Source organism: Olleya sp. AS48, from assembly GCF_038900355.1.
In the GTDB taxonomy this organism is placed as follows: domain Bacteria; phylum Bacteroidota; class Bacteroidia; order Flavobacteriales; family Flavobacteriaceae; genus Olleya.
This window is the reverse complement of record NZ_JBBMRD010000006.1, coordinates 16,655-39,262: the sequence shown is the minus strand read 5'-3', so window position 1 is coordinate 39,262 and position 22,608 is coordinate 16,655. Positions and strand designations below refer to the sequence as shown.

Sequence of the window (22,608 nt, the reverse complement as noted above, 5' to 3'; positions counted from 1 at the left end):
TTGAAAAAACTAAGCTACATATTAATAATGTTAGGTGTTTTATGGTCTTGTGACTATTTTAAACCTGCACAACAAGAAAATGCTATCGCTAGAGTAGAAGAAGTTTTTTTATATTCAAGTGATTTAAAAAAGGCCTTGCCAGAAAATTTAAGCCAATCAGACAGTACTATTTTTGCTAATAACTTTATTAATAAATGGGCAACACAACAACTATTTGTGCAAAATGCGCAAGTTAATTTGTCTGATGCAAAATTGGAAAAATTTGATAGGTTAATACAACAATACAAAAATGATTTGTACAGTAAAGCCTATGTGGAAGCCTTAGTATCTAAAAACTTAGACACCACAGTATCAGTAACAGAAGCTGCTTCATATTACGATTTAAATAAAGACGCCTTTAAGTTAAATGAAGATCTAATTCAGTTTAGATATATTAATGTTGAAGCAAATCGCTTAGATTTAGAAAAAATTAAAACCAAATTTAAACGCTTTAATAAGTCAGATAAAAAAGAGTTAGATTCAATTTCAATACAATTTAAATCTTATTCATTAAAAGATTCGTTATGGATAAGGGTTGATCAGGTTATTAATAAAATACCTGTCGTGACATTAGATAACAAAAATGAATTGTTAAAAAAATCTAATTTTATACAACTCAAAGACTCATTAGGATTATATTTGATGCAAATAAATAATGTGTTGTTACGAAACGATACTGCTCCATTGGAGTACGTTAGACCAACCATTAACCAAATCGTTGTTAACAAACGAAAATTGGAATTAATAAAACAATTAGAAAAGGACATTACTAAAGATGCCATTAAAAACAAACAATTTGAAATTTACAATTAAAAGTAAAACGTTAAATGCCTTAGCGTTTATATTATTAGCAACGTTTGCTACTTCGGCTCAAGAAATAATTGACGAAACAGCACAAGAGCAAGTTAAAGATACCACTAATACAGGTGGAGCACTTAAAGTAGATGGTGTTGCTGCGGTAGTGGGTGATTACATTGTTTTAGATAGTGATATTGACAAAATGATTTTACAACTTAAAGCACAAGGTGCATCTATACAAGGTGTATCACGTTGTCAATTATTTGGTAAATTATTAGAAGATAAATTATATGCACATCACGCCATCCAAGATAGTATTGTTATTAGTGATGCCGAAATTCGTTCATACGTAGACCAACAAGTTCAACAATTTTTACAACAAACTAATGGTAACATGGATGAGTTACTTAAGTTTTATAAAAAAGAAGACGAAGTTAGTTTTAGAGAAGAAATGTTTGAAATTAACAAAAGCAATAAGTTAGCTTCTGAGATGCAAAAGAAAATTATTGCAGATATAGAAGTTACTCCAGAAGAAGTGCGTCAGTTTTTCAATAAAATACCAAAAGAAGAACGTCCAAGATTTGGAACAGAATTAAAAGTAGCACAAATTATTGTTGAGCCTAAAGTAAGCGATGAGGAAAAACAACGTGTTATAGATCGATTAAAAGAATTTAAGAGAGAAATAGAAGAAGACGGTAAAAGTTTTAGATCTAGAGCAGCTTTTTATTCTGCAGATCCAGGTTCTAAAAAAGCAGGAGGAAAATTACCTCCAATGAATAGATCTAAACCAAGAATGGTTAAAGAGTTTAGAGATGTTGCCTTTTCTTTACAAGAAGGAGAAATATCAGAGCCTTTTGCTACAGATTACGGATACCATATTATCTATTTAGAAAAAATTAGAGGTCAAGAATATGATGTAAGTCACATTTTATTAGTTCCTGAAATATCTGATGAAGAAGTTTTAGAAGCCAAAGAAAAAATTGAAAAAATAAAAGCAGACATAGCTAAAGGTGATTATACTTTTGCTGATGCAGCAAGAGAGTTTAGTGACGAAAAAGAAACTAAATACCAAGGTGGTCAATTAATTAATCCACAAACTCAGGATTATAATTTTGAACTAACTAGAATGGATCCGGAATTATATGGGCAATTACAAGGTCTAGAAAACAACACAATTAGTGAGGTGTTAACAGATACTGACAGACAAGGTAATATCAAGTTTAAGTTAGTAACAGTAACGGATAGAATTGATGAGCATGATGCTGATTATGCACGTGATTATTTAAAAATTAAAGAATTAGCTTTAAACGAAAAGCAATTTGATGCTATCGGTAAATGGCAAAACGAAAAAATATTAGATACTTACATTAAAATTAGCGAATCTCACAGAGATTGTGACTTTAGTAGTAACTGGTTAAAAAAATAAGTAAAACATATGTCAGACGTTGCAGCAGTAAAATCTCTGGTAACAAAATATAATGCATTAAGACAAGAAGTAGCAAAAGTTATTATAGGTCAAGATGATGTTGTTAATCAGATTTTAATTTCTATTTTTTCTGGTGGTCATGCCTTATTAATAGGTGTTCCAGGATTAGCTAAAACGTTAATGGTTAATACAATTTCGCAAGCACTAGGACTAGACTTTAAACGCATACAGTTTACACCAGATTTAATGCCTAGTGATATTTTAGGAAGCGAAATCCTAGATGAAAGCAGACAATTTAAGTTTATAAAAGGACCAATATTTTCTAATATTATATTGGCAGATGAGATTAACCGTACACCTCCTAAAACACAAGCTGCTTTGCTAGAAGCAATGCAAGAGCGTGCAGTAACCGTTTCTGGGCATCATTATAAATTAGACTTACCATACTTTGTTTTAGCAACACAAAACCCAATAGAGCAGGAAGGGACTTATCCACTTCCAGAAGCGCAATTAGACCGTTTTATGTTTGCTATAAACCTTGATTATCCTTCTTTTCAAGAAGAAGTAGATGTAGTTAAAGCAACGACATCAGATCATAAACCTAAAGTTAATGCGTTATTTACTGCTCAAGAAATCACAGATTTCCAGCAACTAATTAGACGTATTCCTGTGGCAGATAATGTCATAGAGTATGCTGTAACTATGGTAGGAAAAACAAGACCACTTAGTGAAGCTGCTTCAGATCTAGTTAAACAGTATGTAGATTGGGGAGCAGGTCCTAGAGCTTCGCAAAACTTAATTTTAGCAGCTAAAACACATGCTGCTATTAAAGGTAAATTTTCTCCAGATATAGAAAATGTTCAAGCTGTAGCAACAAGTATATTGCGTCACAGAATGATTAAAAACTATAAGGCTGAAGCCGAAGGTGTAACCATCGAACATATTATTAAAAGCCTTTTTTAATATGAGTTTGAAGCAATTTAAAGTTCCGTTGGTGCTTTTAGTTATTGGTATAATATTAACCATAGTAGGAGCCATGTTTAAAATACAACATAAACCTTATGGTAGTCTATTATTAACAGCAGGTACTTTTATAGAATTTTGCGCTATATTTTTAGGTATTATCAAATTAATTAAAGTAGCTAGACAATAGCGATTTACCCTTTATTTATTGGAAACTATAACAACATATAAACAAAGAATATTTGGTTTAGATGTCGTTAGAGCATTGGCTATTATTTTAATAATATGCTCTCATGCCACGTTGCTATTATTTCCGGATTCTCAATCCAGTATCATAAAAACTATACAGTTTTTTGGAACTATTGGTGTTGATTTATTTTTTATTTTAAGTGGTTTTTTAATTGGTACCATCTTAATAAAGCATATAGCACGTAATAAAACTTCTATTACAGATTTTATTAATTTTTGGTTACGACGTTGGTTAAGGACATTGCCAAATTATTATCTGGTTTTAATTATAAATATTGGGTTGTTATTCCTGTTTAATTTGGACGCTCCAAATCAATTATATAAGTATTTCTTTTTTCTTCAAAATTTATCTCAAAAACAACCTGATTTTTTCACTGAATCTTGGAGTTTGACAATCGAGGAATTTGCTTATATAATAGGACCAGTTTGTTTTATTCTATTAGGAGTGATTTTTAAAAAGGTGACAAAATGGATGTTTTTATTAACTACATTAGTCATTATAGCAAGTGCTATTTATCACAGGTTTTTGTTTGATAATATGGCATCAATAGCTATTCAAGATTTTTCATGGAGTAAGTCGCTACGTAAAGTCGTGGTCTACAGGATAGATAGTATTTACTATGGCTTTATTGGTGCTTTTTTTGCTTTTTATTACAGCAATACTTGGGTGCGTTGCAGGTATATAAGTTTGATAATTGGTGTCTTCTTATTTATAGGAATTCATCTATTAATACTATTTAATCAATTAAATCCAGATAGTTTTAGTACGTTTTTTAATGTTTATTATTTAGCGCTCTTATCCATAAGTATACTACTTTCATTTCCTATGTTTTCCAATTGGCAATCAAGTCAATTTTTATCAAAAACTATAACTAATATTAGTTTGTGGTCGTATTCAATATATTTAATTAATTACTCTATTGTGTTGTTAAGTATCCAGCATTTTACAAAAAACTTAGAACTAACTTATGTAGGTAAGTTTGGTGTTTTATTTTTATATTTAGTTATCACTTTTGTGCTTTCCTACCTACTATTTACCTTTTTTGAATATCCAATTCTAAAATTTAGAGATTCTAAAAGGTACAAACGATGGTTTGAAAATTAGATTTCTTGTTAATTTATTATTTTATAGTATCTTATTTTATCATTTTACTACATTTAAGTAGTTAATATTCTTTTTTATTGAATTTAATTCAATGAATATTCAATTTCCTTATATATTTTTAAAATGCTTCAATTTTTCGTAAATTCGCAAGACTTTAAAACAAATTAACAACCCTTAAAATTCATACTATATGGCATTTGATATTGACATGATAAAAAAGGTATACAGCCAAATGACAGAACGTGTTGACGCAGCACGTAAAGTTGTAGGTAAACCTTTAACACTTTCTGAAAAGATTTTGTATTCTCACCTTTGGGACGGAACACCTAATAAAGCCTTCACAAGAGGTAAAGACTATGTGGATTTTGCTCCAGATAGAATAGCATGTCAAGATGCTACTGCACAAATGGCTTTATTGCAATTTATGCAAGCAGGTAAAGATAAAGTGGCAGTACCAACAACGGTTCACTGTGATCACTTAATCCAAGCTAAAGAAGGTGCTGCAACAGATTTAAAACACGCAAATAGCGTAAGTAGTGAGGTTTTTAACTTTTTAGAATCTGTATCTAATAAATACGGTATTGGTTTCTGGAAGCCAGGAGCTGGTATTATCCACCAAGTAGTTTTAGAAAATTATGCATTTCCAGGAGGAATGATGATTGGTACCGATTCTCATACAGTAAATGCTGGTGGTTTAGGTATGGTGGCTATTGGTGTTGGTGGTGCTGATGCAGTAGATGTTATGGCTGGAATGGCTTGGGAACTTAAATTTCCTAAATTAATAGGTGTAAGATTAACAGGTAAATTATCTGGATGGACTGCACCAAAAGATGTTATTTTAAAAGTTGCTGGAATTGTTTCTGCTAAAGGTGGAACTGGAGCAATTGTTGAATATTTTGGTGAAGGTGCCAAAGCAATGTCTTGCACTGGTAAAGGTACAATTTGTAACATGGGAGCAGAGATTGGAGCAACAACTTCAACTTTTGGATACGATGAGTCTATGGAGCGTTATTTACGTGCTACAGATAGAGCAGATGTTGCAGATGCAGCAAATGAAGTTAAAGAGTATTTAACTGCAGATACTGAGGTTTATGCAAACCCAGAGCAATATTTTGATCAAGTAATAGATATTAATTTATCAGAATTAGGACCATTATTAAATGGACCGTTTACTCCAGATTTATCAACTCCAGTTGGTAAAACAATGGGAGAAAAAGCAACTGAAAATGAGTGGCCAATTCAAGTAGAATGGGGACTTATTGGTTCTTGTACTAACTCGTCTTATGAAGATTTATCGCGTGCATCATCTATTGCACAACAAGCTTTAGACAAAGGCATAAAAATGAAAGCAGAATTAGGTATTAATCCAGGTTCTGAGCAAGTTCGTTTTACAGCAGATAGAGATGGTATTTTAGGAATCTTTGAAAAATTAGATGCTAAAATATTTACTAATGCTTGTGGTCCATGTATTGGACAATGGGCAAGATATAGCGATCCTAAAAATGCACCAAAAAATAGTATAGTACACTCGTTTAACCGAAACTTTGCTAAGCGTGCAGATGGTAACCCAAATACACATGCTTTTGTAGCCTCTCCAGAGATTACAGCTGCTATTGCTATTGCTGGTCGTTTAGACTTTAACCCTTTAACGGATTCGTTATTAAACGAAAATGGAGAGGAAGTTATGTTTGATGAGCCAACAGGATGGGAATTACCTCCAAAAGGTTTTGAAGTTAAGGATAACGGTTATTTAGCTCCTGATGAAGATGGAAGTGGAGTAGTAGTTAAAGTCGATTCAGATTCTGAAAGATTACAATTATTAACACCTTTTACGCCTTTAGGTAATGATATTTCTGGTGCTAAATTATTAATTAAAGCATTTGGAAAATGTACAACAGACCATATTAGTATGGCTGGACCTTGGTTACGTTTTAGAGGACATTTAGATAATATTTCGAACAACTGTTTAATTGGTGCTGTTAATGCATTTGGAATGAAAACTAACTTTGTTAAAAATCAAATAACAGGAGAGTTTGGTGGAGTACCAGATACAGCTAGAGAGTATAAAGCAGCAGGAATTAAAACTGTAGTAGTAGGAGACCATAACTATGGTGAAGGTTCTTCTCGTGAGCATGCAGCTATGGAGCCAAGACACTTAGGTGTTGCAGCGGTAATAGTTAAATCTTTTGCTCGTATCCACGAAACAAACCTTAAAAAACAAGGTATGTTAGGATTAACTTTTGCAAATGAAGCTGATTATGATTTAATCCAAGAAGATGATACCTTTAACTTTATAGACTTAAATGAATTTGCGCCAAATAAACCATTAACTTTAGAGTTAGTGCATGCAGATGGTAGCAAGGATACAATTGTTTTAAACCATACTTACAATGAAGCTCAAATAGCTTGGTATAACGAAGGAAGTGCGCTAAACTTAATTAAAAAAGAGAATAACGCATAATTTTTGATTTTTTATAAATTTAAAACTCCTGATTTTTATCAGGAGTTTTTTTATGATCATAATTAAAAACGATTACAATTTATAAGTCTGAGTGATAATGACTTAAAGGTTTAATTTTGATTTTATACAATTATCACTAAAAACTATTTTTATTGAGTATTTTCTATCAAATTGTAGTTATGTTTTGAATAATTGATGGTTAAAATGTAATTTATTTGATTAAAACGTAAGGTATTGATTTGTTAATCGACTCTTTAAAGAAAAATTAATTAATTAAAACCAAGATTATGATTAGAAAAATGTATTTAGCTGTTTTAGCTTTAGGAGTATTAAGTGTATCATGCAGTAGTGATGACGACGCAACAGCACAACAACCAGAAACGTCTACTTTAACATTAAACCTATCCGATTTAGAAGCGTTGGGTAATGATTTTGTTTATGAAGGTTGGATTATTGTTGATGGATCTCCAGTATCCACAGGAACATTTAGTGATGTTACGTTTCCAAAAACATTTCAAGTATCAAGTTCTCAATTAGCTTCTGCTTCAGCATTTGTGTTGTCTATCGAGCCAGCTTTAGATTTAGATCCAGCTCCAGCTGAAACAAAAATTTTAGCAGGAGATTTTTCAGGTAGTTCTGCAAATGTAAACTCAAATTTAGTTGCAGATTTCTCTGCAGCTGCAGGAAAATTTATTTTAGCAACACCAACAGACGCTGATGACACTAATGAAGAAAGTGGAGTATGGTTTTTAGATAATGCAACTGGAACAGCTGTTGCAGGATTAGATTTACCAGTACTATCAGATGGTTGGGTATATGAAGGTTGGGCTGTAATTGATGGTACTCCAATAAGTAGTGGTACTTTTACAGATCCAGCGATGGCAGATGCAAATGCATCAACATCACCTTTTAAAGGAGATTTAGGAGATGGTCCAAGTTATCCAGGTGAAGATTATTTACAAAATGCGCCTACAGGATTTGCGTTTCCAACTGATTTAAGAGGAAAAACTATTGTAATTTCAGTAGAGCCTAGTCCAGATAATAGTACAGCTCCTTTTACGCTAAAACCATTATTACAAACGGTAGCAACAGATGCAACTGTGCATACCTCTATAGCAATGGGAACAGGACCTGTACAATCATTATCAGGAACAGTAAACAGATAAAAACAAATAGTTTTGTTACTTTTGAAGCACCTAAATTATTAGGTGCTTTTCTTATTTTATAGTCATGAAAAAACCGTTGTTTTCGCTTAAAAATTTAGTTTACTTAGCTATAGTTTTAATATTAGTAATTCCGTCAAGTAGACAGTTTGTACAAATACAAATCCACAAAGGGTTAGCTTTGTTTGCTCCAAACGTAGAGAATGAAACAGATAGAGTACAAATTAATAACTACAATTGGAATTTAATAGATTTGGATAATAAGGTATACAATTTCCGTCAAGCGGAAAATAAAATCGTGTTGATCAGCTTTTGGGCTACATGGTGTCCACCTTGCATAGCAGAGCTACCTAGTATGCAAAAATTATATGAAGCCTATAAGGATAAAATAGAATTTGTTTTTATTTCCAATGAAAAACCTGAAACCATTAAAGCCTTCATGAAAAAAAACAATTATTCTTTTAAGGTTTATAGTCCGTTAGATGCACCTAACATAGAATTATTTAATGTAAATAGCATTCCAAGAACGTTTTTAATAAATCAAAAGGGAGAAGTTGTAATCGATAAAAATGGTGCAGCAAATTGGAATAGTGATTCGGTTATATCAATAATCAATAAATTGCTTAAGGACTAAAGTGTTTTAAAAAAAGATTTTATAAAACTCCAAGAAAATAACGAATACATAATTTGTAATTCTTCTTTAAACGACGAGTCTTCATCTAAAAATCTAAACATAGTTTGAATTGAATTTTTAGAGTAAAATTTTTCAAAAATCCATTCACCTTTATGGTTTTCGTCCTTTAAAACTTTTAAAAATATTTTATCATAAAACTTATATTTTGCCTTAAATAAGTCTGTTGATGGTGTATTGTTTGCTTTAATATTAGCAATTATTGTCGCAACTTTTTTTTCTGTTAACTTAAAAGAATAACCTGTACTACCTTTTACCCAACCACCAGCTGTTCCTATTTTAGTAATGTTTTTGGTGTTAGATTGCTCAAAAGGGAAATTGGTCATTGGTATTTGACCCATTTCGGTTTCAATAATTTGGTAATCTTCAATTTTCAAATAGTCTTTAATGTATTTTTTAATATAACTATCATAAACATGTTCTTCTACTGTATGTTTAGTAAAGTAAGTAAACTCTACTAAAGCTTCACGTTTATTAAAAGGTAATACATAGTTAAAAGTGGTTTGATCACCATCTTTTAATCTATAATCCATCATGGTAATAGTGTCAGGATTAAAAGCGTCTGTGTTAGTTTTTATTATCCAACCTTTAAAATGTTGTGTTATGGTCGTGTATTGATCTAATCTTGAAATAGCATCATGAGCTATGCGACTATCAAATACATGATTGGCAGTGTACGAATTTTTATTGGTGTTTACCCTTATAATATTGTCATCCGTTACAGAGTTTGCAGTTTCTGTTATAAATGTTATATTTTTATTCTGTTTAAGAATTGCTAAAGCATGCGAATAAAAATCAATAGCACGAATGGTTTTATAACTGTAAGGATTAAGCTTTAAATCAATAGTTTTGTTTGAAGCAAAAATGGTTGCTTTTGACCATTTTTGGTGAATAATATCTTCCCATAAACCTGTATTTTGCTCCCAGAAACTCCAAGTTTTATCATTACTTGTTTTAGTGGATGGGTCTATTAAAGCGATGCGCTTATTTGCAAAATGGCTATCATTGTTAAATGCTAAAGCAAGTTGTAAGCCAGCTAAACCATTACCAATAATAATATAGTCATAATGGTTTTTAGACATTATTTAAAAAGTATATAATAATTTATCTTTTGAAATACTTAAACGGTACAAATAACATCCCGAAACATTCACCATCACCTTTACCTAGATGTTTATGATGAATTTTGTGCGCACGTCTTACACCTTTTGCGTACCAATTATTAGCGTTTCTAAATATTTTAAAACGTTGGTGTATAAAAATGTCATGAACTAAAAAATAGGCTGCACCATATGCCATGATACCTAATCCAATTGGTAGACAATACCAAACGTTTTCGTAGTTCCATAGATAAAAACAGGTCATACTTACAATAGCATAAAATATAAAAAAAGCATCGTTACGTTCAAACCAACTGTCGTGATCCTTGTGGTGGTGATCTTTGTGAAGACTCCATAAAAAACCATGCATGATGTATTTATGTGTAAACCACGCCATAAACTCCATTGCAGTGAAAGTTCCTAAAAAAACTAATATGTAATATATTGTTTGCATTATTATAATAAGTTGAGTTGATATTTAACATAGCTTCGTGTTAAGAGTTCTGCTTTTTTATAATTAGGAACTCTAATACGTGTGTTTTTGATTTCTAAAGCTGGTGTTTTCTTTAATTTTTTTAATAATTGATTGTAATAACGGTAAGCCATAAAAACTCCAAACTTAGCTTCAATAGGTAATTGTTTAATGCCTTTTAAGCCTTCATTAAAATCGTTTTCTATATCATTGATTATGTATAGCTTATCCGCTTCAGTTAAATTTGTTAAGTCCGTATTTGGAAAATAGGTTCTATCCAATAATTCGTGATCAGCTTTTAAATCTCTTAAAAAGTTAACCTTTTGAAAAGCAGAACCTAAGGACATTGCTGTGCTTTTTAAAGTTTCATACTTTTCGTTATCTCCTTTTACAAATACTTTTAAGCACATTAACCCAACAACATCTGCCGATCCATAAATATAATCCTTATACTCTTGATCAGTAGTATATTTAGTTTTGGACAGGTCTAGTCTCATGCTTTTCATGAAAGAGTCAACCATATGCTTGTCAATATTACATTTATGATAGGTATGTTGAAAAGCGTTAAGTATAGGATTTAAGCTTATCTTATCTCTAAGTGCAAATTCTAAATCGTCTTCAAAGCGTTTAAAAAGCTCTTTTTTATTGTACTCATGAAAAGTGTCTACAATTTCATCAGCAAATCTTACAAAGCCATAAATATTATAAATATCTTGTCTTATGGTATTGGCAAGCATTTTTGTAGCTAAAGAAAAAGAGGTACTGTAAGATTGCGTAACAATCTTGCTACAGTCGTATGAGACAGAATCGAATAATGTTTTCATTTTAAACGTTATGATGTTTATTAATTAATTCTGCTACTAGTTTTCCTGAAATTAGAGCAGGAGGGACACCTGGTCCAGGAACTGTTAATTGTCCTGTAAAGTAGAGATTTTTCAGTTTATTACTTTTTAAATTTGGCCTTAAAAAGGCGGTTTGTAGTAATGTATTTGCCATTCCGTAGGCATTACCTTTATATGAATTGTATTCTTTTATAAAGTCTTTAACACAAAAGGACTCTTTAAAGATAATATTATTTTTAACATCTTGTTTTGTTAATTTCTCAAAACGTTCTAAAATAATATTTAGATACTTTTCTCTTATCTCAGTAGTGTCTTCAATTCCTGGAGCTATTGGTATTAAAAAAAATCCAGTCTCACAACCTTTTGGTGCCATACTATTATCTGTTATTGATGGAAAATTAGCATAAAACAAAGGGTCTTTTGGCCAACTTGGATTGTCGTAAATTTCTTCAGCGTGTGTCTCAAAATTTGTATCGAAAAACAAATTATGATGTTGCACATTGTTTAATTTTTTGTCAAAACCGATGTAAAAAAGTAAAGATGAAGGTGCAAATGTCTTTTTACTCCAATATTTTTCTGAGTATTGTCTGTGTTTTATGTCTAACAATGTTTCGGAATGGTGATAATCTGCACCACTTAAAACTACATCAAATTGAAGTGTTTGGTTGCCAACAATTATTGCTGTTGCTTTTTTGTCTGACACATTAATTTTAGTTACTGGACTATCGGTTTTTATAGTAACTCCTAAGCTTTCAGCCAATGATGACATGGCTTTGATAATCTCATACATGCCACCTTTAGGATGCCATGTACCTAAACCAAAATCGGCATAATTCATAAAATTATAAAACGATGGTGTTTTGTTTGGTTTGGCACCAAGAAATAAAACCGGAAACTCTAAAGTTGAAATTAATTTAGGGTTTTTAAAGTTTTTTCTAACATCTCTGCTAATGGTTTTAAAAAATTGGTCAACACGCATTATAGTTTCTGGTGTAACTAATTCTAAAGGTGATATTCCAGGCTTTAATACCACTTTATTAATAGCGATATCATAATTAGTGGCAGCTTTATTAATAAACTTTTTTAACGGAACAGAACTACCTTTTTCTATACGTTCAAATTCGGCACATATTTTTTCTAGGGTATCACCAATAGTAATTTCGTCATCTTTAAAAAATATTTTATATGCAGGCGAAAGTTTATCTAATTGATAAAAGTCAGATGTTTTTTTATTGAAGTCTGCAAAAAACTTATCAAAAATATCTGGCATCCAATACCAACTTGGACCAATGTCAAAGGTAAAGCCTTCTTTTTTTAACTGTCTACAACGACCACCAACAGTACTGTTTTTTTCAAAAATAGTTACGTTATGTCCAGATTGCGCTAAGTAACAAGAGGCTGAAAGTGCTGAAAATCCAGAACCAATAATTGCGATATTTTTACTCATTTATGCTAAAACGTGTTGTAAAGATTCAAGAACCTCTTTAGTGGATTGATACGATGCTATTTTAGGGTTTAAAGTACTGTCTATAAAAGCAGTCATTCTTCCTGAAATTATTAATTTGTTGTTTGTGTTTTTTAATATTTTGGAATTAAAATCAGCCAAATATTGGTTAATGTCGTCTTTTTCAGGCTTAACCGTAAAACACGAAATAAAAGTGATGCTATCGTATTGTGATTTTAAAAACTCTAAACTGTCTAAAGGGACACTTTGTCCTAGATATATTGAGTGAAATCCTTTGTTAATTAATTCGTAATTGGTAAATAATAAACCTAATTCATGTACTTCATTATCTGGTAAAAACAACACATACACTTCACTACTGCCTACTAAATTCTTTTTGTTTAAAGAAGTCTCTATGTTATAAACAATCTTTTGTTTAATAAGTTCTACTATAAAATGCTCATGAGCAGGCGTTATGGTGTCTGTTTGCCATAACATACCAATTTCATCTAATAATGGTACAAATACTTTATAGAAAATATCACCAAAGTTTAACTCTGTTTTTAAATCTTCGTAAGTTGTAAAAAATAACGATTGATCAAAATTGAACATAGCCAATTTTAAAGCGTTAATGTAATGGTTATTACCCTCTTTTTTTTCGGCAATCTGCCTAACAATAGTTGGTATATCTTTACTATCCAAATTAGCTATTTTAGATATTTTGTAACCGTTATTGTTTAGGTAGCTTATGTTTAATATTTTTTGAAGACTAGATAAACTGTAATATCTAATATTAGTTTCTGTTCTGTTAGGTTCAAATAGATTGTATCGCTTTTCCCATATTCTTATGGTGTGCGCTTTGATACCTGAGAGATTCTCAAGATCTTTAATACTAAATTTAGTTTTTATATTGTTCATTGTTTAGCTAAATTAATTAAACAAAATGAATTTCAGCTATAAAAACGTGAACATTTTGAAATAATTAACAAACTGCATCTTTTAATACGGTTTTAGATTAAATATTTTTAAGAAATAGAATGTATATAGGTTCCTAATGTTAGGTGTGAAGCAAAAAAAAAGCTAAGCAAGACGCTTAGCTTTTTGTGACCAGACTGGGGCTCGAACCCAGGACCATCTCCTTAAAAGGGAGATGCTCTACCAACTGAGCTATCTGGTCAGTAAAACAATTTTTATATTTTGTAATAGTCACAAAATAAATTCAAACTATAGCTTGAAAATAAGTGACCAGACTGGGGCTCGAACCCAGGACCATCTCCTTAAAAGGGAGATGCTCTACCAACTGAGCTATCTGGTCATTTGTTTTACGAGGGTGCAAATATAATAGCTTTTATTAATAATACAAGGCTATTTTTGATTTTTTTTTTGTTTTTTTGTTTCTCAAATATGTATGGTTTTAATAATCAATTTATAAGCTTAAAAATGAATTTAATTTTTATTGGATATATGGCTTCAGGAAAGTCAACAATTGGTCAGAAAATGGCAGAAAAAATGGGATTTAAATTTATTGATTTAGATAATTATATTGAGGAGTTTGAAAAAATGAGTGTTTCTGATATATTTAAAACTAAAGGAGAAATCCATTTTAGAAAACTTGAGCAGACCTATTTAAAACAAATAACCTCCAATACAGATCAAACAATAATTGCGTTAGGAGGAGGTACACCTTGTTTTTATAATACTATGGAATGGTTAAATAAACTAGATGATTTTAAGACTATTTATTTAAGAACTAATTTAGATATTTTGACAGACCGATTATTTTTAAATAAAACAAGACCATTAATTAGTCATCTAGAAACTAAAGTTGCTTTAAAAGACTTTATTGCTAAACATTTATTTGAGCGCTCTTATTTTTATAATCAAGCAAGCGTAGTTGTTGAAGCTACTAATGATGAAGAAGAGACAATTAATAATATTTTAAAAAAGTTAATTTAAATAAGCTTTCCACTCTTTACCTTCTAGATCTACCTGAACATGCTCATTTAAAGAGGTTGACAACGATATACCCTTATAATCTGCTTTTACCGGAAATTTTTTATGATTTCGGTTTACTAAAACAGCAGTTTTAAATTGTTTTAAAGGGACTTCTAAAAAGTGTTTTACACAGTAAATTAAAGTAGTACCTGAATTTAACACGTCATCAATTAAAACAACCGATTTGTTTTGATATTGTTCCGGTTTTAGAGAGGTCTTTATTAGGTCTCTTGGGTTTTTCTTGTCTATGGATATTTTACAAAGCGTTGGTTGGATTGGAGATATTTTTGCTAAAATGGTTTTCAGTTTTTTTGCTAAAATATAACCATTCGCATCTATACCAGCTAAGACAACTTCTTCCTCATTTATATTTGCCTCATATATTTGAAAAGCAATTCGTCTTAACTTATTGTTAATGGCACTATTATCTAATATTACATCTTTTAAAACACTCATAATACTATTGCTCGTTTTCTGCGTTTAAATTGTCTAAATCTCTTCTGTCTTTTTTTGTTGGTCTTCCAACACCTTTTTTTCGGTAATAATCCTTGGCTAATTTAAGCATTTCTTGTGCTTCAAAAGCGGATTTAGGCGTGTTATCTACACGATAAATATCTACAAGTTTAGCACCAACCCTGTTTGGAGGAATATCCAAAACGGTCAATTTATAGTTAACCTGGTCTTTTCTAAGTTCAATTATATCTGTTGGATAAACTTCTCTACTAGCTTTAGCTACACTACCATTTACCTTAATGTGGCCTTTTTTACATGCAGTCGTTGCTATGTTTCTTGTTTTAAAATGTCTAACACACCATAAATACTTATCTACTCGCATACAAATTATCTAAAATTGACGTTAAGGTTATTGTGCAAAATTATATTAAAATGTATCTTGCACATCAAAAATAAGAATAATGAATTTAAGAAAAATCACTTTTGCGTTATTAGTTGTGTTAGTTACTGCATTTTCATGTGGTACAGATGATGGAGATACATTTACTTTTGTGCCTAGAGATAGCCAAGAGGTTTATGATGAGAACATTGTTGAGATAGAGGCGTTTTTAGCCACACATACATATAATTATGATGAATTTGATTTTGCTAATCCATACTCATTAGCTAACGATACGTTTAAAATTGTTTTTGATACAATTAGTGAAGCAAATAACAATTTAGATGCGATAGCATTACTAGATAGACCAGAGTTATTATTTAAAACGGTTACTCAAGGTGATGTAGATTATAAACTATATTATTTAAGTGTTAGAGAAGGTTTAGGACAAGCAACACACCCTTTGGATGCAGTAAATGTAACATATAATGGTACTTTATTGGATGGGACAGAGTTTGATGGAGCAGATGTTGATGGTCTTACTTTTAATTTATCATCTGTAGGTTCGTCTTTTGGAGTAGTTGATGGTTTTAGAGAAGCTTTAGTTGAATTTAGAATGCGTGATGGCTATACTGAAAATGGTGATGGAACTACAACAAACCATAACTATGGTATTGGAGCAGCTTTTATTCCTTCTGGGTTAGGTTATTTTTCAACAGGAACAACATCTATACCAAGTTATTCTCCTATTAATTTTACATTTGGATTACTAACTAGAATTGATACCGATTATGATTTAGATTCAATCCCTTCACATTTAGAAGATTTAGATGGTGATGGTGATGGTTTAAATGAAGATACTGATGGTGATGGTGTAGCTAACTTTATTGATAATGACGATGATAATGATGGTGTGTTAACTATTGATGAAGATATCGATCAAGATGGAGACCCAACTAATGATGATACTGATGGAGACGGAATACCAAACTATTTAGATTTTGATACTAATTTATCAAACTAAAAATTAAATATTATAAAAAAAAAGAGCCACTTTATAAAGTGGCTCTTTTTTTTTATGATTGTTTGAAATTTATAACATAACAGATATACTAAGTATTAGTTGTTCTGGTCGCGTATCTAATCTATTTGGATTTAATACTGATACATTATTATTAATAATAGTCGCTTCGTTATTATTAAAGCCTCTCTCGTATCTTAAATCTATACCAATCTTATCCAAGCTTAATCCTATTCCAAAATTTAATCCTACAGAAAAGTCATCTTCTATAGTGTCAATTGTAGCATTTTCAAATTCGCTATCCATTATATATTGTAAAGATGGACCTGCAAAAACATGTATAGGACCTAAAACTTTTAAGCCAATTAATAATGGAGCATCTAATTTTTGTAATTCAAATTCGCCAGCAGTATAATCGCTTTTTGTAGTAGTATAAACCAATTCTGGTCTAAAGTATATTTTGGTGCCAATTTTTCCAAAAACACCAATATGGTAGCCAACGCTTCTATCTGGATTTTGATAACTGTTAGAAATAGACTCAAAGTAATCTCCATTACCATTGTAATTTACACCACCTTTAAAACCAAATCCATTTCCATTTTGGGCATAACCTAAAGCTGAAAATATAAGTATTCCAATAGATGTTAAAATTACTTTTTTACTTAAGTCTGAATTATACCCTAAGCCATTCTGAAATTTTTGTAAAATGTTCATAATTGTCGTTTTTTTGATTAACACTAGTTATAACGATAATTATGCCAAATTATTTGAATGCTTAATAGACAGTGTTTTACAAAATAAAAAAGCGTTTAAAACACAAGGTTTTAAACGCTTTACTATGTAATGAGATAGTGTTTTTACTTTCTTGTAATCACTTTTTCTGCTGCTTTAACAATAGCATCAGCATTTAGACCGTACTTTTCCATTAATTGCGCTGGTGTCCCTGACTCACCAAAAGTATCGTTTGTAGCAATAAACTCTTGTGGTGTAGGTTGATGTTGTGATAAAACACGTGCAATACTTTCTCCTAATCCTCCTAAGTGGTTATGCTCTTCAGCAGTAACAACACATTTAGTTTTTTTAACAGACTCTATAATAGCATTAGCATCTAATGGCTTTATAGTATGTATGTTTATTACTTCGGCAGAAATACCCTTATCATTTAAGGTTTTTGCAGCTTCTAAAGCTTCCCAAACTAAATGTCCCGTAGCAACAATTGTTACATCAGTACCTGTTTGTAATTGTACAGCTTTACCAATTTCAAAAGTTTGATCTTCTGGAGTAAAGTTAGCTACTTTTGGACGTCCAAAACGTAGGTAAACTGGTCCTTCATGACTTGCAATTGCAATAGTAGCAGCTTTGGTTTGATTGTAATCACAAGTGTTTATTACAGTCATACCTGGTAACATTTTCATTAATCCAATATCTTCAAGTATTTGGTGTGTTGCACCATCTTCTCCTAAAGTTAAACCTGCGTGAGATGCACAGATTTTAACGTTTTTGTCAGAATATGCAATACTTTGTCTAATTTGATCATAAACACGACCTGTAGAAAAGTTAGCAAATGTACCTGTAAAAGGAATTTTTCCTCCAATAGTTAAACCTGCAGCAATACCCATCATATTAGCTTCTGCAATTCCAATCTGAAAAAAACGTTCTGGGTTTTCTTCAATAAACTGATCCATTTTTAAAGACCCAATTAAATCTGCGCAAAGTGCTACAACATTAGGATTTGTTCTTCCTAACTCTGTTAATCCGTCTCCAAAACCTGATCTTGTATCTTTACTTCCTGTATTTGTATATGTTTTCATGTTGTCTTAATTCAAGTTGATTAATAGTCGCCTAAAGTTTCAGGGTTTTGCTCTAATCCAATAGCTAATTGCTCGTCATTAGGTGCTTTACCATGCCAAGCATGTGTATGCATCATAAAATCTACACCATTACCCATTATTGTTTTTAGTAATACACAAACAGGTTTTCCTTTACCTGTTAAACTTTTTGCTTCTGCCATTCCTTTTAAAATAGCATCAATATTATTACCAGCTTCAATGTCTATAACTGTCCATCCAAAAGCTTCAAATTTAGCTCTAAAACTTCCCATTGGTAATACAGTATCTGTTGACCCATCAATTTGCTGTCCATTTAGATCTATAGTTGCAATAATGTTATCTACTTTTTTAGCAGATGCATACATAATTGCTTCCCAGTTTTGACCTTCTTGCATTTCGCCATCTCCATGTAAGCTATATACTAAATGTTTGTCTCCATTTAATTTTTTTGCTTGGGCAGCACCTAAAGCAACACTTAAACCTTGACCTAAAGATCCTGATGCAATCCTAACACCTGGCAGTTTTTCATGTGTTGTTGGGTGACCTTGTAGTCTTGTGTTAATTAATCTAAAGGTGTTTAATTCTTCTACAGGAAAATAACCCGTTCTAGAAAGTACACTATAAAATACAGGTGAAATATGTCCATTTGATAAAAAGAAAAGATCTTCTCCAATGCCATCCATATCAAAACCTTCTTTTCTATCCATGATGTTATCATAAAGTGCTACTAAAAATTCTGCGCAACCTAATGATCCTCCTGGATGTCCAGAATTTACTTTGTGTACCATACGTAAAATGTCTCTACGTACCTGTGTGGTTAAATCTTCTAATTGTTGTGTGCTTGCCATGTTTTATGGGTTAAATATTTTGTTCCAAAATTAGGATTTTAATAGCCCACAACCAAGATTATTGAGGACACTTATTAACCAAATGGCTAGATTTCTTAACAATTCATTCATTTTAAAAAAAGTATTAACAAAATTTTCAATTTTAGGAAGTATTTAATACCCTTTGCATTTTTCTTACATATATTTGCTAGCTGAAGATTAAAGAGATATAATGACTTTCGATTTAAAAGCAAAAGACACACAAAGTAACGCTAGAGCAGGAGTAATAACTACAGATCATGGTGTAATTGAAACACCAATTTTTATGCCTGTTGGTACTGCTGGAACTGTAAAAGGTGTGCATCAAAGAGAATTAAAAAACGATATTAATCCAGATATTATCTTAGGTAATACCTATCACTTATATTTAAAACCTCAAATAGATGTTTTAGAAAAAGCTGGTGGATTACATAAATTTATGAACTGGGATCGTAATATACTTACGGATTCTGGAGGTTATCAAGTCTACTCTTTATCAGGAAATAACAAGATTAAAGAAGAAGGTGTTAAGTTTAAGTCTCATATTGATGGTAGCTACCACACTTTTACGCCAGAAAACGTAATGGAAATCCAACGTAGTATTGGAGCAGATATTATTATGGCATTTGACGAGTGTACACCTTATCCTTGCGAATATAACTACGCTAGACGATCCATGCACATGACGCATCGTTGGTTAGAGCGTTGTTTAACACATCTTGATAAAACACCTTTAAAGTACGACTACTCACAATCTTTTTTTCCGATTGTTCAAGGTAGTACGTATAAAGATTTACGTAAGCAATCAGCCGAGTATATTGCAGGTGTTGGAGCAGAAGGTAACGCTATTGGTGGTTTGTCAGTAGGCGAGCCAGCAGAAGAAATGTATGCTATGACAGAGGTTGTAACAGATATACTACCATGGGATAAACCACGTTATCTAATGGGTGTTGGTACACCAATTAATATACTAGAAAATATTGCATTAGGTGTAGATATGTTTGACTGTGTAATGCCAACACGAAATGCAAGAAACGGAATGTTATTTACTGCCTTCGGATCCATAAATATTAAAAACCTTAAATGGCGCGACGATTTTTCGCCAATTGATGAGATGGGTATTACTTACGTAGACACGGAATATAGTAAGGCATACTTACGTCACTTATTTAATACAAATGAATTATTAGGTAAGCAAATCGCAACCATACATAACTTAGGTTTTTATTTATGGTTGACTAGAGAAGCAAGAAAGCATATCTTAGCAGGAGACTTTAGAGCTTGGAAAGATAAAATGGTAAAACAAATGAATAATCGTCTATAAGTGAAAATATTAGACTGGTACATATTAAAACGTTATCTAATGACTTTTGCGGTCATGCTACTGTTGTTTATACCAATTGGTATTACAGTGCATTTAGCAGAAAAAATTGGTAAAATACTAGAAAACAATGTGCCTTTCGGCGAAGTCATGCAGTACTTGTTAGACTTTACAATATACTTTGCACATCTACTTTTTCCGTTATTTTTATTCTTATCAGTAATTTGGTTTACATCAAAATTAGCAAATAATACAGAGGTTGTAGCGTTTTTAAGCTCAGGTGTATCGTTTACACGATTTTTAAGACCTTACTTAATTGGAGGCGTAATTGTTGCTTTATTATCCATTGTCTTAGGATTATATCTAGCACCTAACGCTAGTAAAGGGTTTAATAATTTTAAATATAAATACCTCTCAGGTAAAAAAGAAAATAATAATACCAATGTATTAAAGCAGATTAATGACAACGATATTATTTACGTTACAAGCTTTGATACAAAAAATAAAACAGGAGTAAATTTTACTTTAGAGCATTTTGAAGAAGGTAAAATGTCCTATAAAATTAGTGCATCTAACCTAAGATATATCGAACAGGATTCAGCTTACATACTCCGTAATTACTTTAAAAGAACCATTGGAGATAATGATGATGTGTTGGATATTCAACGAAAAAAAGACACAATCTTTTCATTTGATTTAGAAGATTTAACACCAGAAAGTTACATAGCTGAAACCTTAAGGTACGATGAGCTAGTTAGATTTATTGATAGAGAAGAAAAACGAGGCTCTAAATATATAGGTCGTTACAAGTTAGCTAAATATCAAAAATGGAGTTTACCAGTTTCAGTATTTATACTTACAATTATTGCAGTAGCTGTATCGTCTAGAAAACGTCGAGGCGGAATGGGAGTCAATTTAGCATTTGGGATTTGCATAGCCATGGTTTTTGTCTTTTTTGATAAGATATTTGGTACACTAGCCTCTCAGTCTAACTTTTCACCATTGCTAGCAGTTTGGTTTCCTAATATAATTTTTGGGGTTTTAGCCTTTTTCCTGTTACGTAATGCAAAACGATAAATTAAAAAATTACCTTCACTTACATGTCCTAGTTTTTATAGCTGGATTTACTGCTATTATCGGTAAATTAATAACAATCAACGCTGTTAGTCTAGTGTGGTATAGGATGTTAATGGCTACGGTTTTAATGTTTATTTACATTAAAATTGCCAAAGTCGATATTTCTATTACCAAAAAAGCATTGATTAAATTATCCATTGCAGGAGTAATAATAGCATTACATTGGATTACTTTTTTTGGAGCCATACAAGTAGCTAATGCTTCTATTGCTTTAGCAATGTTCTCCACAGGTGCTTTTTTTGCATCCTTTATAGAACCTATAATCTATAAACGTAAAATTATTGCTTATGAGATTGTTTTTGGTCTTATCGTGATTTTAGGTGTGTATTTAATTGTAAAAAGTGAGTTTAAATATATTGACGGAATGATTTTAGGAATTATTTCTGCATTTTTATCCTCATTATTTGCAGTCCTAAACGGAAAGTTTTTAGAGGAGCATTCTGCAACCAAGATTTCATTTTACGAGTTTTTAAGTGGAGTTTTTTTTATTTCACTTTACATCTTGCTTTTTGGAGATGGTTTTAATTTAAATCATTTTAATATATCGCTATCAGACGGTTTATGGTTGTTTGTGTTAGCATCCGTTTGCACAGCCTATGCATTTATAGCCTCTGTTTATGTCATGCGCTATATTAGTCCTTATACAGTAGTGTTAACTTATAATTTAGAGCCTATTTATGGAATCATTTTGGCATTGATGCTATTTCCAGAATCTGAGACTATGTCACCTTCATTTTACATTGGTGCATTTATAATTTTAGGGGTTGTATTACTTAATGGAGTCCTTAAAAATTTAAAAAAATTCAGAAAGAATAAAAGCCCACAAACTAATTGATTATCAAATTTTAACGTTA

Annotated in this window: 23 protein-coding genes and 2 tRNA genes; 13 read left to right on the top strand and 12 right to left on the bottom strand. The window is 31.4% G+C overall.

What is annotated here, in order from left to right:
- From WNY60_RS08775 to WNY60_RS08740, 8 genes are all read left to right on the top strand, one after another.
- A complete protein-coding gene (locus tag WNY60_RS08775; protein ID WP_261375206.1) occupies window positions 1-852 on the top strand; it encodes a peptidyl-prolyl cis-trans isomerase in 852 nt (283 codons plus the stop codon).
- A complete protein-coding gene (locus WNY60_RS08770) occupies window positions 815-2,263 on the top strand; it encodes a peptidylprolyl isomerase (protein WP_145000075.1) in 1,449 nt (482 codons plus the stop codon). Before WNY60_RS08775 ends, WNY60_RS08770 begins: the two co-directional genes overlap by 38 nt.
- Before the next feature lie 9 nt (window positions 2,264-2,272).
- A complete protein-coding gene (locus tag WNY60_RS08765) occupies window positions 2,273-3,226 on the top strand; it encodes a MoxR family ATPase (RefSeq protein ID WP_342862127.1) in 954 nt (317 codons plus the stop codon).
- Between the two features lies 1 nt (window position 3,227).
- Complete coding sequence (locus WNY60_RS08760) at window positions 3,228-3,416, top strand: gliding motility protein GldL (RefSeq protein ID WP_145000071.1); 189 nt, start codon at window positions 3,228-3,230, stop codon at window positions 3,414-3,416.
- Window positions 3,417-3,434: 18 nt separating this feature from the next.
- Window positions 3,435-4,580: an acyltransferase gene (locus tag WNY60_RS08755; RefSeq protein ID WP_342862126.1), complete on the top strand. Its 1,146-nt coding sequence runs from the start codon at window positions 3,435-3,437 to the stop codon at window positions 4,578-4,580.
- A 190-nt stretch (window positions 4,581-4,770) separates the two neighbouring features.
- On the top strand, window positions 4,771-7,041 hold the full coding sequence (locus WNY60_RS08750) for an aconitate hydratase (RefSeq protein WP_342862125.1): 2,271 nt from the start codon (window positions 4,771-4,773) through the stop codon (window positions 7,039-7,041).
- 287 nt (window positions 7,042-7,328) lie between these two features.
- Window positions 7,329-8,207 carry a hypothetical protein gene (locus WNY60_RS08745; protein WP_342862124.1) on the top strand — a complete coding sequence of 293 codons (879 nt, stop codon included), beginning with the start codon at window positions 7,329-7,331 and terminating at the stop codon, window positions 8,205-8,207.
- 64 nt (window positions 8,208-8,271) lie between these two features.
- Window positions 8,272-8,838 carry a TlpA disulfide reductase family protein gene (locus WNY60_RS08740; protein ID WP_342862123.1) on the top strand — a complete coding sequence of 189 codons (567 nt, stop codon included), beginning with the start codon at window positions 8,272-8,274 and terminating at the stop codon, window positions 8,836-8,838.
- Here WNY60_RS08740 and WNY60_RS08735 read toward each other — a convergent pair.
- The 7 genes from WNY60_RS08735 to WNY60_RS08705 form a co-directional block, all read right to left on the bottom strand.
- A complete protein-coding gene (locus WNY60_RS08735) occupies window positions 8,835-9,977 on the bottom strand; it encodes a lycopene cyclase family protein (protein ID WP_342862122.1) in 1,143 nt (380 codons plus the stop codon). The genes WNY60_RS08740 and WNY60_RS08735 overlap by 4 nt on opposite strands.
- Window positions 9,978-9,999: 22 nt before the next feature.
- The gene (locus WNY60_RS08730) at window positions 10,000-10,449 is read right to left on the bottom strand and encodes a sterol desaturase family protein (protein WP_145000059.1); all 450 of its coding nucleotides are present in this window, start codon (window positions 10,447-10,449) and stop codon (window positions 10,000-10,002) included.
- 2 nt (window positions 10,450-10,451) lie between these two features.
- Window positions 10,452-11,291, bottom strand: a complete 840-nt coding sequence (locus tag WNY60_RS08725; RefSeq protein WP_292944260.1) for a phytoene/squalene synthase family protein — start codon at window positions 11,289-11,291, stop codon at window positions 10,452-10,454.
- Window position 11,292: 1 nt separating this feature from the next.
- On the bottom strand, window positions 11,293-12,756 hold the full coding sequence (gene crtI, locus WNY60_RS08720) for a phytoene desaturase family protein (protein ID WP_145000055.1): 1,464 nt from the start codon (window positions 12,754-12,756) through the stop codon (window positions 11,293-11,295).
- Window positions 12,757-13,671 carry a MerR family transcriptional regulator gene (locus WNY60_RS08715; RefSeq protein ID WP_342862121.1) on the bottom strand — a complete coding sequence of 305 codons (915 nt, stop codon included), beginning with the start codon at window positions 13,669-13,671 and terminating at the stop codon, window positions 12,757-12,759.
- A 186-nt stretch (window positions 13,672-13,857) separates the two neighbouring features.
- Window positions 13,858-13,930: transfer RNA gene (locus WNY60_RS08710), tRNA-Lys, on the bottom strand.
- Between the two features lie 65 nt (window positions 13,931-13,995).
- Window positions 13,996-14,068: transfer RNA gene (locus WNY60_RS08705), tRNA-Lys, on the bottom strand.
- 125 nt (window positions 14,069-14,193) lie between these two features.
- Here WNY60_RS08705 and WNY60_RS08700 point away from each other — a divergent pair.
- Window positions 14,194-14,709 (top strand): shikimate kinase, encoded by a 516-nt coding sequence (locus tag WNY60_RS08700; RefSeq protein ID WP_145000050.1) that lies wholly within the window; start codon window positions 14,194-14,196, stop codon window positions 14,707-14,709.
- Here the strand turns inward: WNY60_RS08700 and WNY60_RS08695 are convergent.
- Both WNY60_RS08695 and WNY60_RS08690 read right to left on the bottom strand, forming a co-directional pair.
- On the bottom strand, window positions 14,701-15,204 hold the full coding sequence (locus WNY60_RS08695; RefSeq protein ID WP_145000048.1) for a phosphoribosyltransferase family protein: 504 nt from the start codon (window positions 15,202-15,204) through the stop codon (window positions 14,701-14,703). The two genes, WNY60_RS08700 and WNY60_RS08695, sit on opposite strands and share 9 nt — an antisense overlap.
- A 4-nt stretch (window positions 15,205-15,208) precedes the next feature.
- A complete protein-coding gene (locus WNY60_RS08690) occupies window positions 15,209-15,583 on the bottom strand; it encodes an RNA-binding S4 domain-containing protein (RefSeq protein ID WP_145000046.1) in 375 nt (124 codons plus the stop codon).
- Window positions 15,584-15,662: 79 nt separating this feature from the next.
- On the opposite strand from WNY60_RS08690, the gene WNY60_RS08685 reads away from it, so the two are divergent.
- A complete protein-coding gene (locus WNY60_RS08685; protein ID WP_145000044.1) occupies window positions 15,663-16,604 on the top strand; it encodes a hypothetical protein in 942 nt (313 codons plus the stop codon).
- Between the two features lie 69 nt (window positions 16,605-16,673).
- On the opposite strand, the gene WNY60_RS08680 is transcribed toward WNY60_RS08685, so the two are convergent.
- The 3 genes from WNY60_RS08680 to WNY60_RS08670 form a co-directional block, all read right to left on the bottom strand.
- A complete protein-coding gene (locus WNY60_RS08680) occupies window positions 16,674-17,315 on the bottom strand; it encodes an outer membrane beta-barrel protein (RefSeq protein ID WP_342862119.1) in 642 nt (213 codons plus the stop codon).
- A 143-nt stretch (window positions 17,316-17,458) separates the two neighbouring features.
- Window positions 17,459-18,412 carry a transketolase C-terminal domain-containing protein gene (locus WNY60_RS08675; RefSeq protein ID WP_342862118.1) on the bottom strand — a complete coding sequence of 318 codons (954 nt, stop codon included), beginning with the start codon at window positions 18,410-18,412 and terminating at the stop codon, window positions 17,459-17,461.
- A gap of 20 nt (window positions 18,413-18,432) precedes the next feature.
- Entirely contained in the window at window positions 18,433-19,278 is an 846-nt protein-coding gene (locus tag WNY60_RS08670; protein ID WP_145000038.1) for a transketolase, read from the bottom strand.
- 211 nt (window positions 19,279-19,489) lie between these two features.
- Here WNY60_RS08670 and tgt point away from each other — a divergent pair, with 211 nt between their 5' ends.
- Genes tgt through WNY60_RS08655 form a run of 3 tightly spaced genes read left to right on the top strand, consistent with a single transcriptional unit; the run spans window position 19,490 to window position 22,589 of the window.
- Entirely contained in the window at window positions 19,490-20,620 is a 1,131-nt protein-coding gene (gene tgt / locus WNY60_RS08665; RefSeq protein WP_339809236.1) for a tRNA guanosine(34) transglycosylase Tgt, read from the top strand.
- Window positions 20,621-21,694, top strand: coding sequence for an LptF/LptG family permease (locus WNY60_RS08660; RefSeq protein ID WP_342862117.1), 1,074 nt, complete (start codon window positions 20,621-20,623; stop codon window positions 21,692-21,694).
- Window positions 21,681-22,589: a DMT family transporter gene (locus WNY60_RS08655; RefSeq protein ID WP_342862116.1), complete on the top strand. Its 909-nt coding sequence runs from the start codon at window positions 21,681-21,683 to the stop codon at window positions 22,587-22,589. Before WNY60_RS08660 ends, WNY60_RS08655 begins: the two co-directional genes overlap by 14 nt.
- Window positions 22,590-22,608: the final 19 nt, after the last annotated feature.

Coding starts and splice junctions, on each gene's coding strand:
- WNY60_RS08770 (WP_145000075.1), top strand. CDS start 815: ATGCCATTAAAAACAAACAATTTGAAATTTACAATTAAAAGTAAAACG.
- WNY60_RS08765 (WP_342862127.1), top strand. CDS start 2,273: ATGTCAGACGTTGCAGCAGTAAAATCTCTGGTAACAAAATATAATGCA.
- WNY60_RS08760 (WP_145000071.1), top strand. CDS start 3,228: ATGAGTTTGAAGCAATTTAAAGTTCCGTTGGTGCTTTTAGTTATTGGT.
- WNY60_RS08750 (WP_342862125.1), top strand. CDS start 4,771: ATGGCATTTGATATTGACATGATAAAAAAGGTATACAGCCAAATGACA.
- WNY60_RS08745 (WP_342862124.1), top strand. CDS start 7,329: ATGATTAGAAAAATGTATTTAGCTGTTTTAGCTTTAGGAGTATTAAGT.
- WNY60_RS08740 (WP_342862123.1), top strand. CDS start 8,272: ATGAAAAAACCGTTGTTTTCGCTTAAAAATTTAGTTTACTTAGCTATA.
- WNY60_RS08735 (WP_342862122.1), bottom strand. CDS start 9,977: ATGTCTAAAAACCATTATGACTATATTATTATTGGTAATGGTTTAGCT.
- WNY60_RS08730 (WP_145000059.1), bottom strand. CDS start 10,449: ATGCAAACAATATATTACATATTAGTTTTTTTAGGAACTTTCACTGCA.
- WNY60_RS08725 (WP_292944260.1), bottom strand. CDS start 11,291: ATGAAAACATTATTCGATTCTGTCTCATACGACTGTAGCAAGATTGTT.
- crtI (WP_145000055.1), bottom strand. CDS start 12,756: ATGAGTAAAAATATCGCAATTATTGGTTCTGGATTTTCAGCACTTTCA.
- WNY60_RS08715 (WP_342862121.1), bottom strand. CDS start 13,671: ATGAACAATATAAAAACTAAATTTAGTATTAAAGATCTTGAGAATCTC.
- WNY60_RS08700 (WP_145000050.1), top strand. CDS start 14,194: ATGAATTTAATTTTTATTGGATATATGGCTTCAGGAAAGTCAACAATT.
- WNY60_RS08695 (WP_145000048.1), bottom strand. CDS start 15,204: ATGAGTGTTTTAAAAGATGTAATATTAGATAATAGTGCCATTAACAAT.
- WNY60_RS08690 (WP_145000046.1), bottom strand. CDS start 15,583: ATGCGAGTAGATAAGTATTTATGGTGTGTTAGACATTTTAAAACAAGA.
- WNY60_RS08685 (WP_145000044.1), top strand. CDS start 15,663: ATGAATTTAAGAAAAATCACTTTTGCGTTATTAGTTGTGTTAGTTACT.
- WNY60_RS08680 (WP_342862119.1), bottom strand. CDS start 17,315: ATGAACATTTTACAAAAATTTCAGAATGGCTTAGGGTATAATTCAGAC.
- WNY60_RS08675 (WP_342862118.1), bottom strand. CDS start 18,412: ATGAAAACATATACAAATACAGGAAGTAAAGATACAAGATCAGGTTTT.
- WNY60_RS08670 (WP_145000038.1), bottom strand. CDS start 19,278: ATGGCAAGCACACAACAATTAGAAGATTTAACCACACAGGTACGTAGA.
- tgt (WP_339809236.1), top strand. CDS start 19,490: ATGACTTTCGATTTAAAAGCAAAAGACACACAAAGTAACGCTAGAGCA.
- WNY60_RS08655 (WP_342862116.1), top strand. CDS start 21,681: ATGCAAAACGATAAATTAAAAAATTACCTTCACTTACATGTCCTAGTT.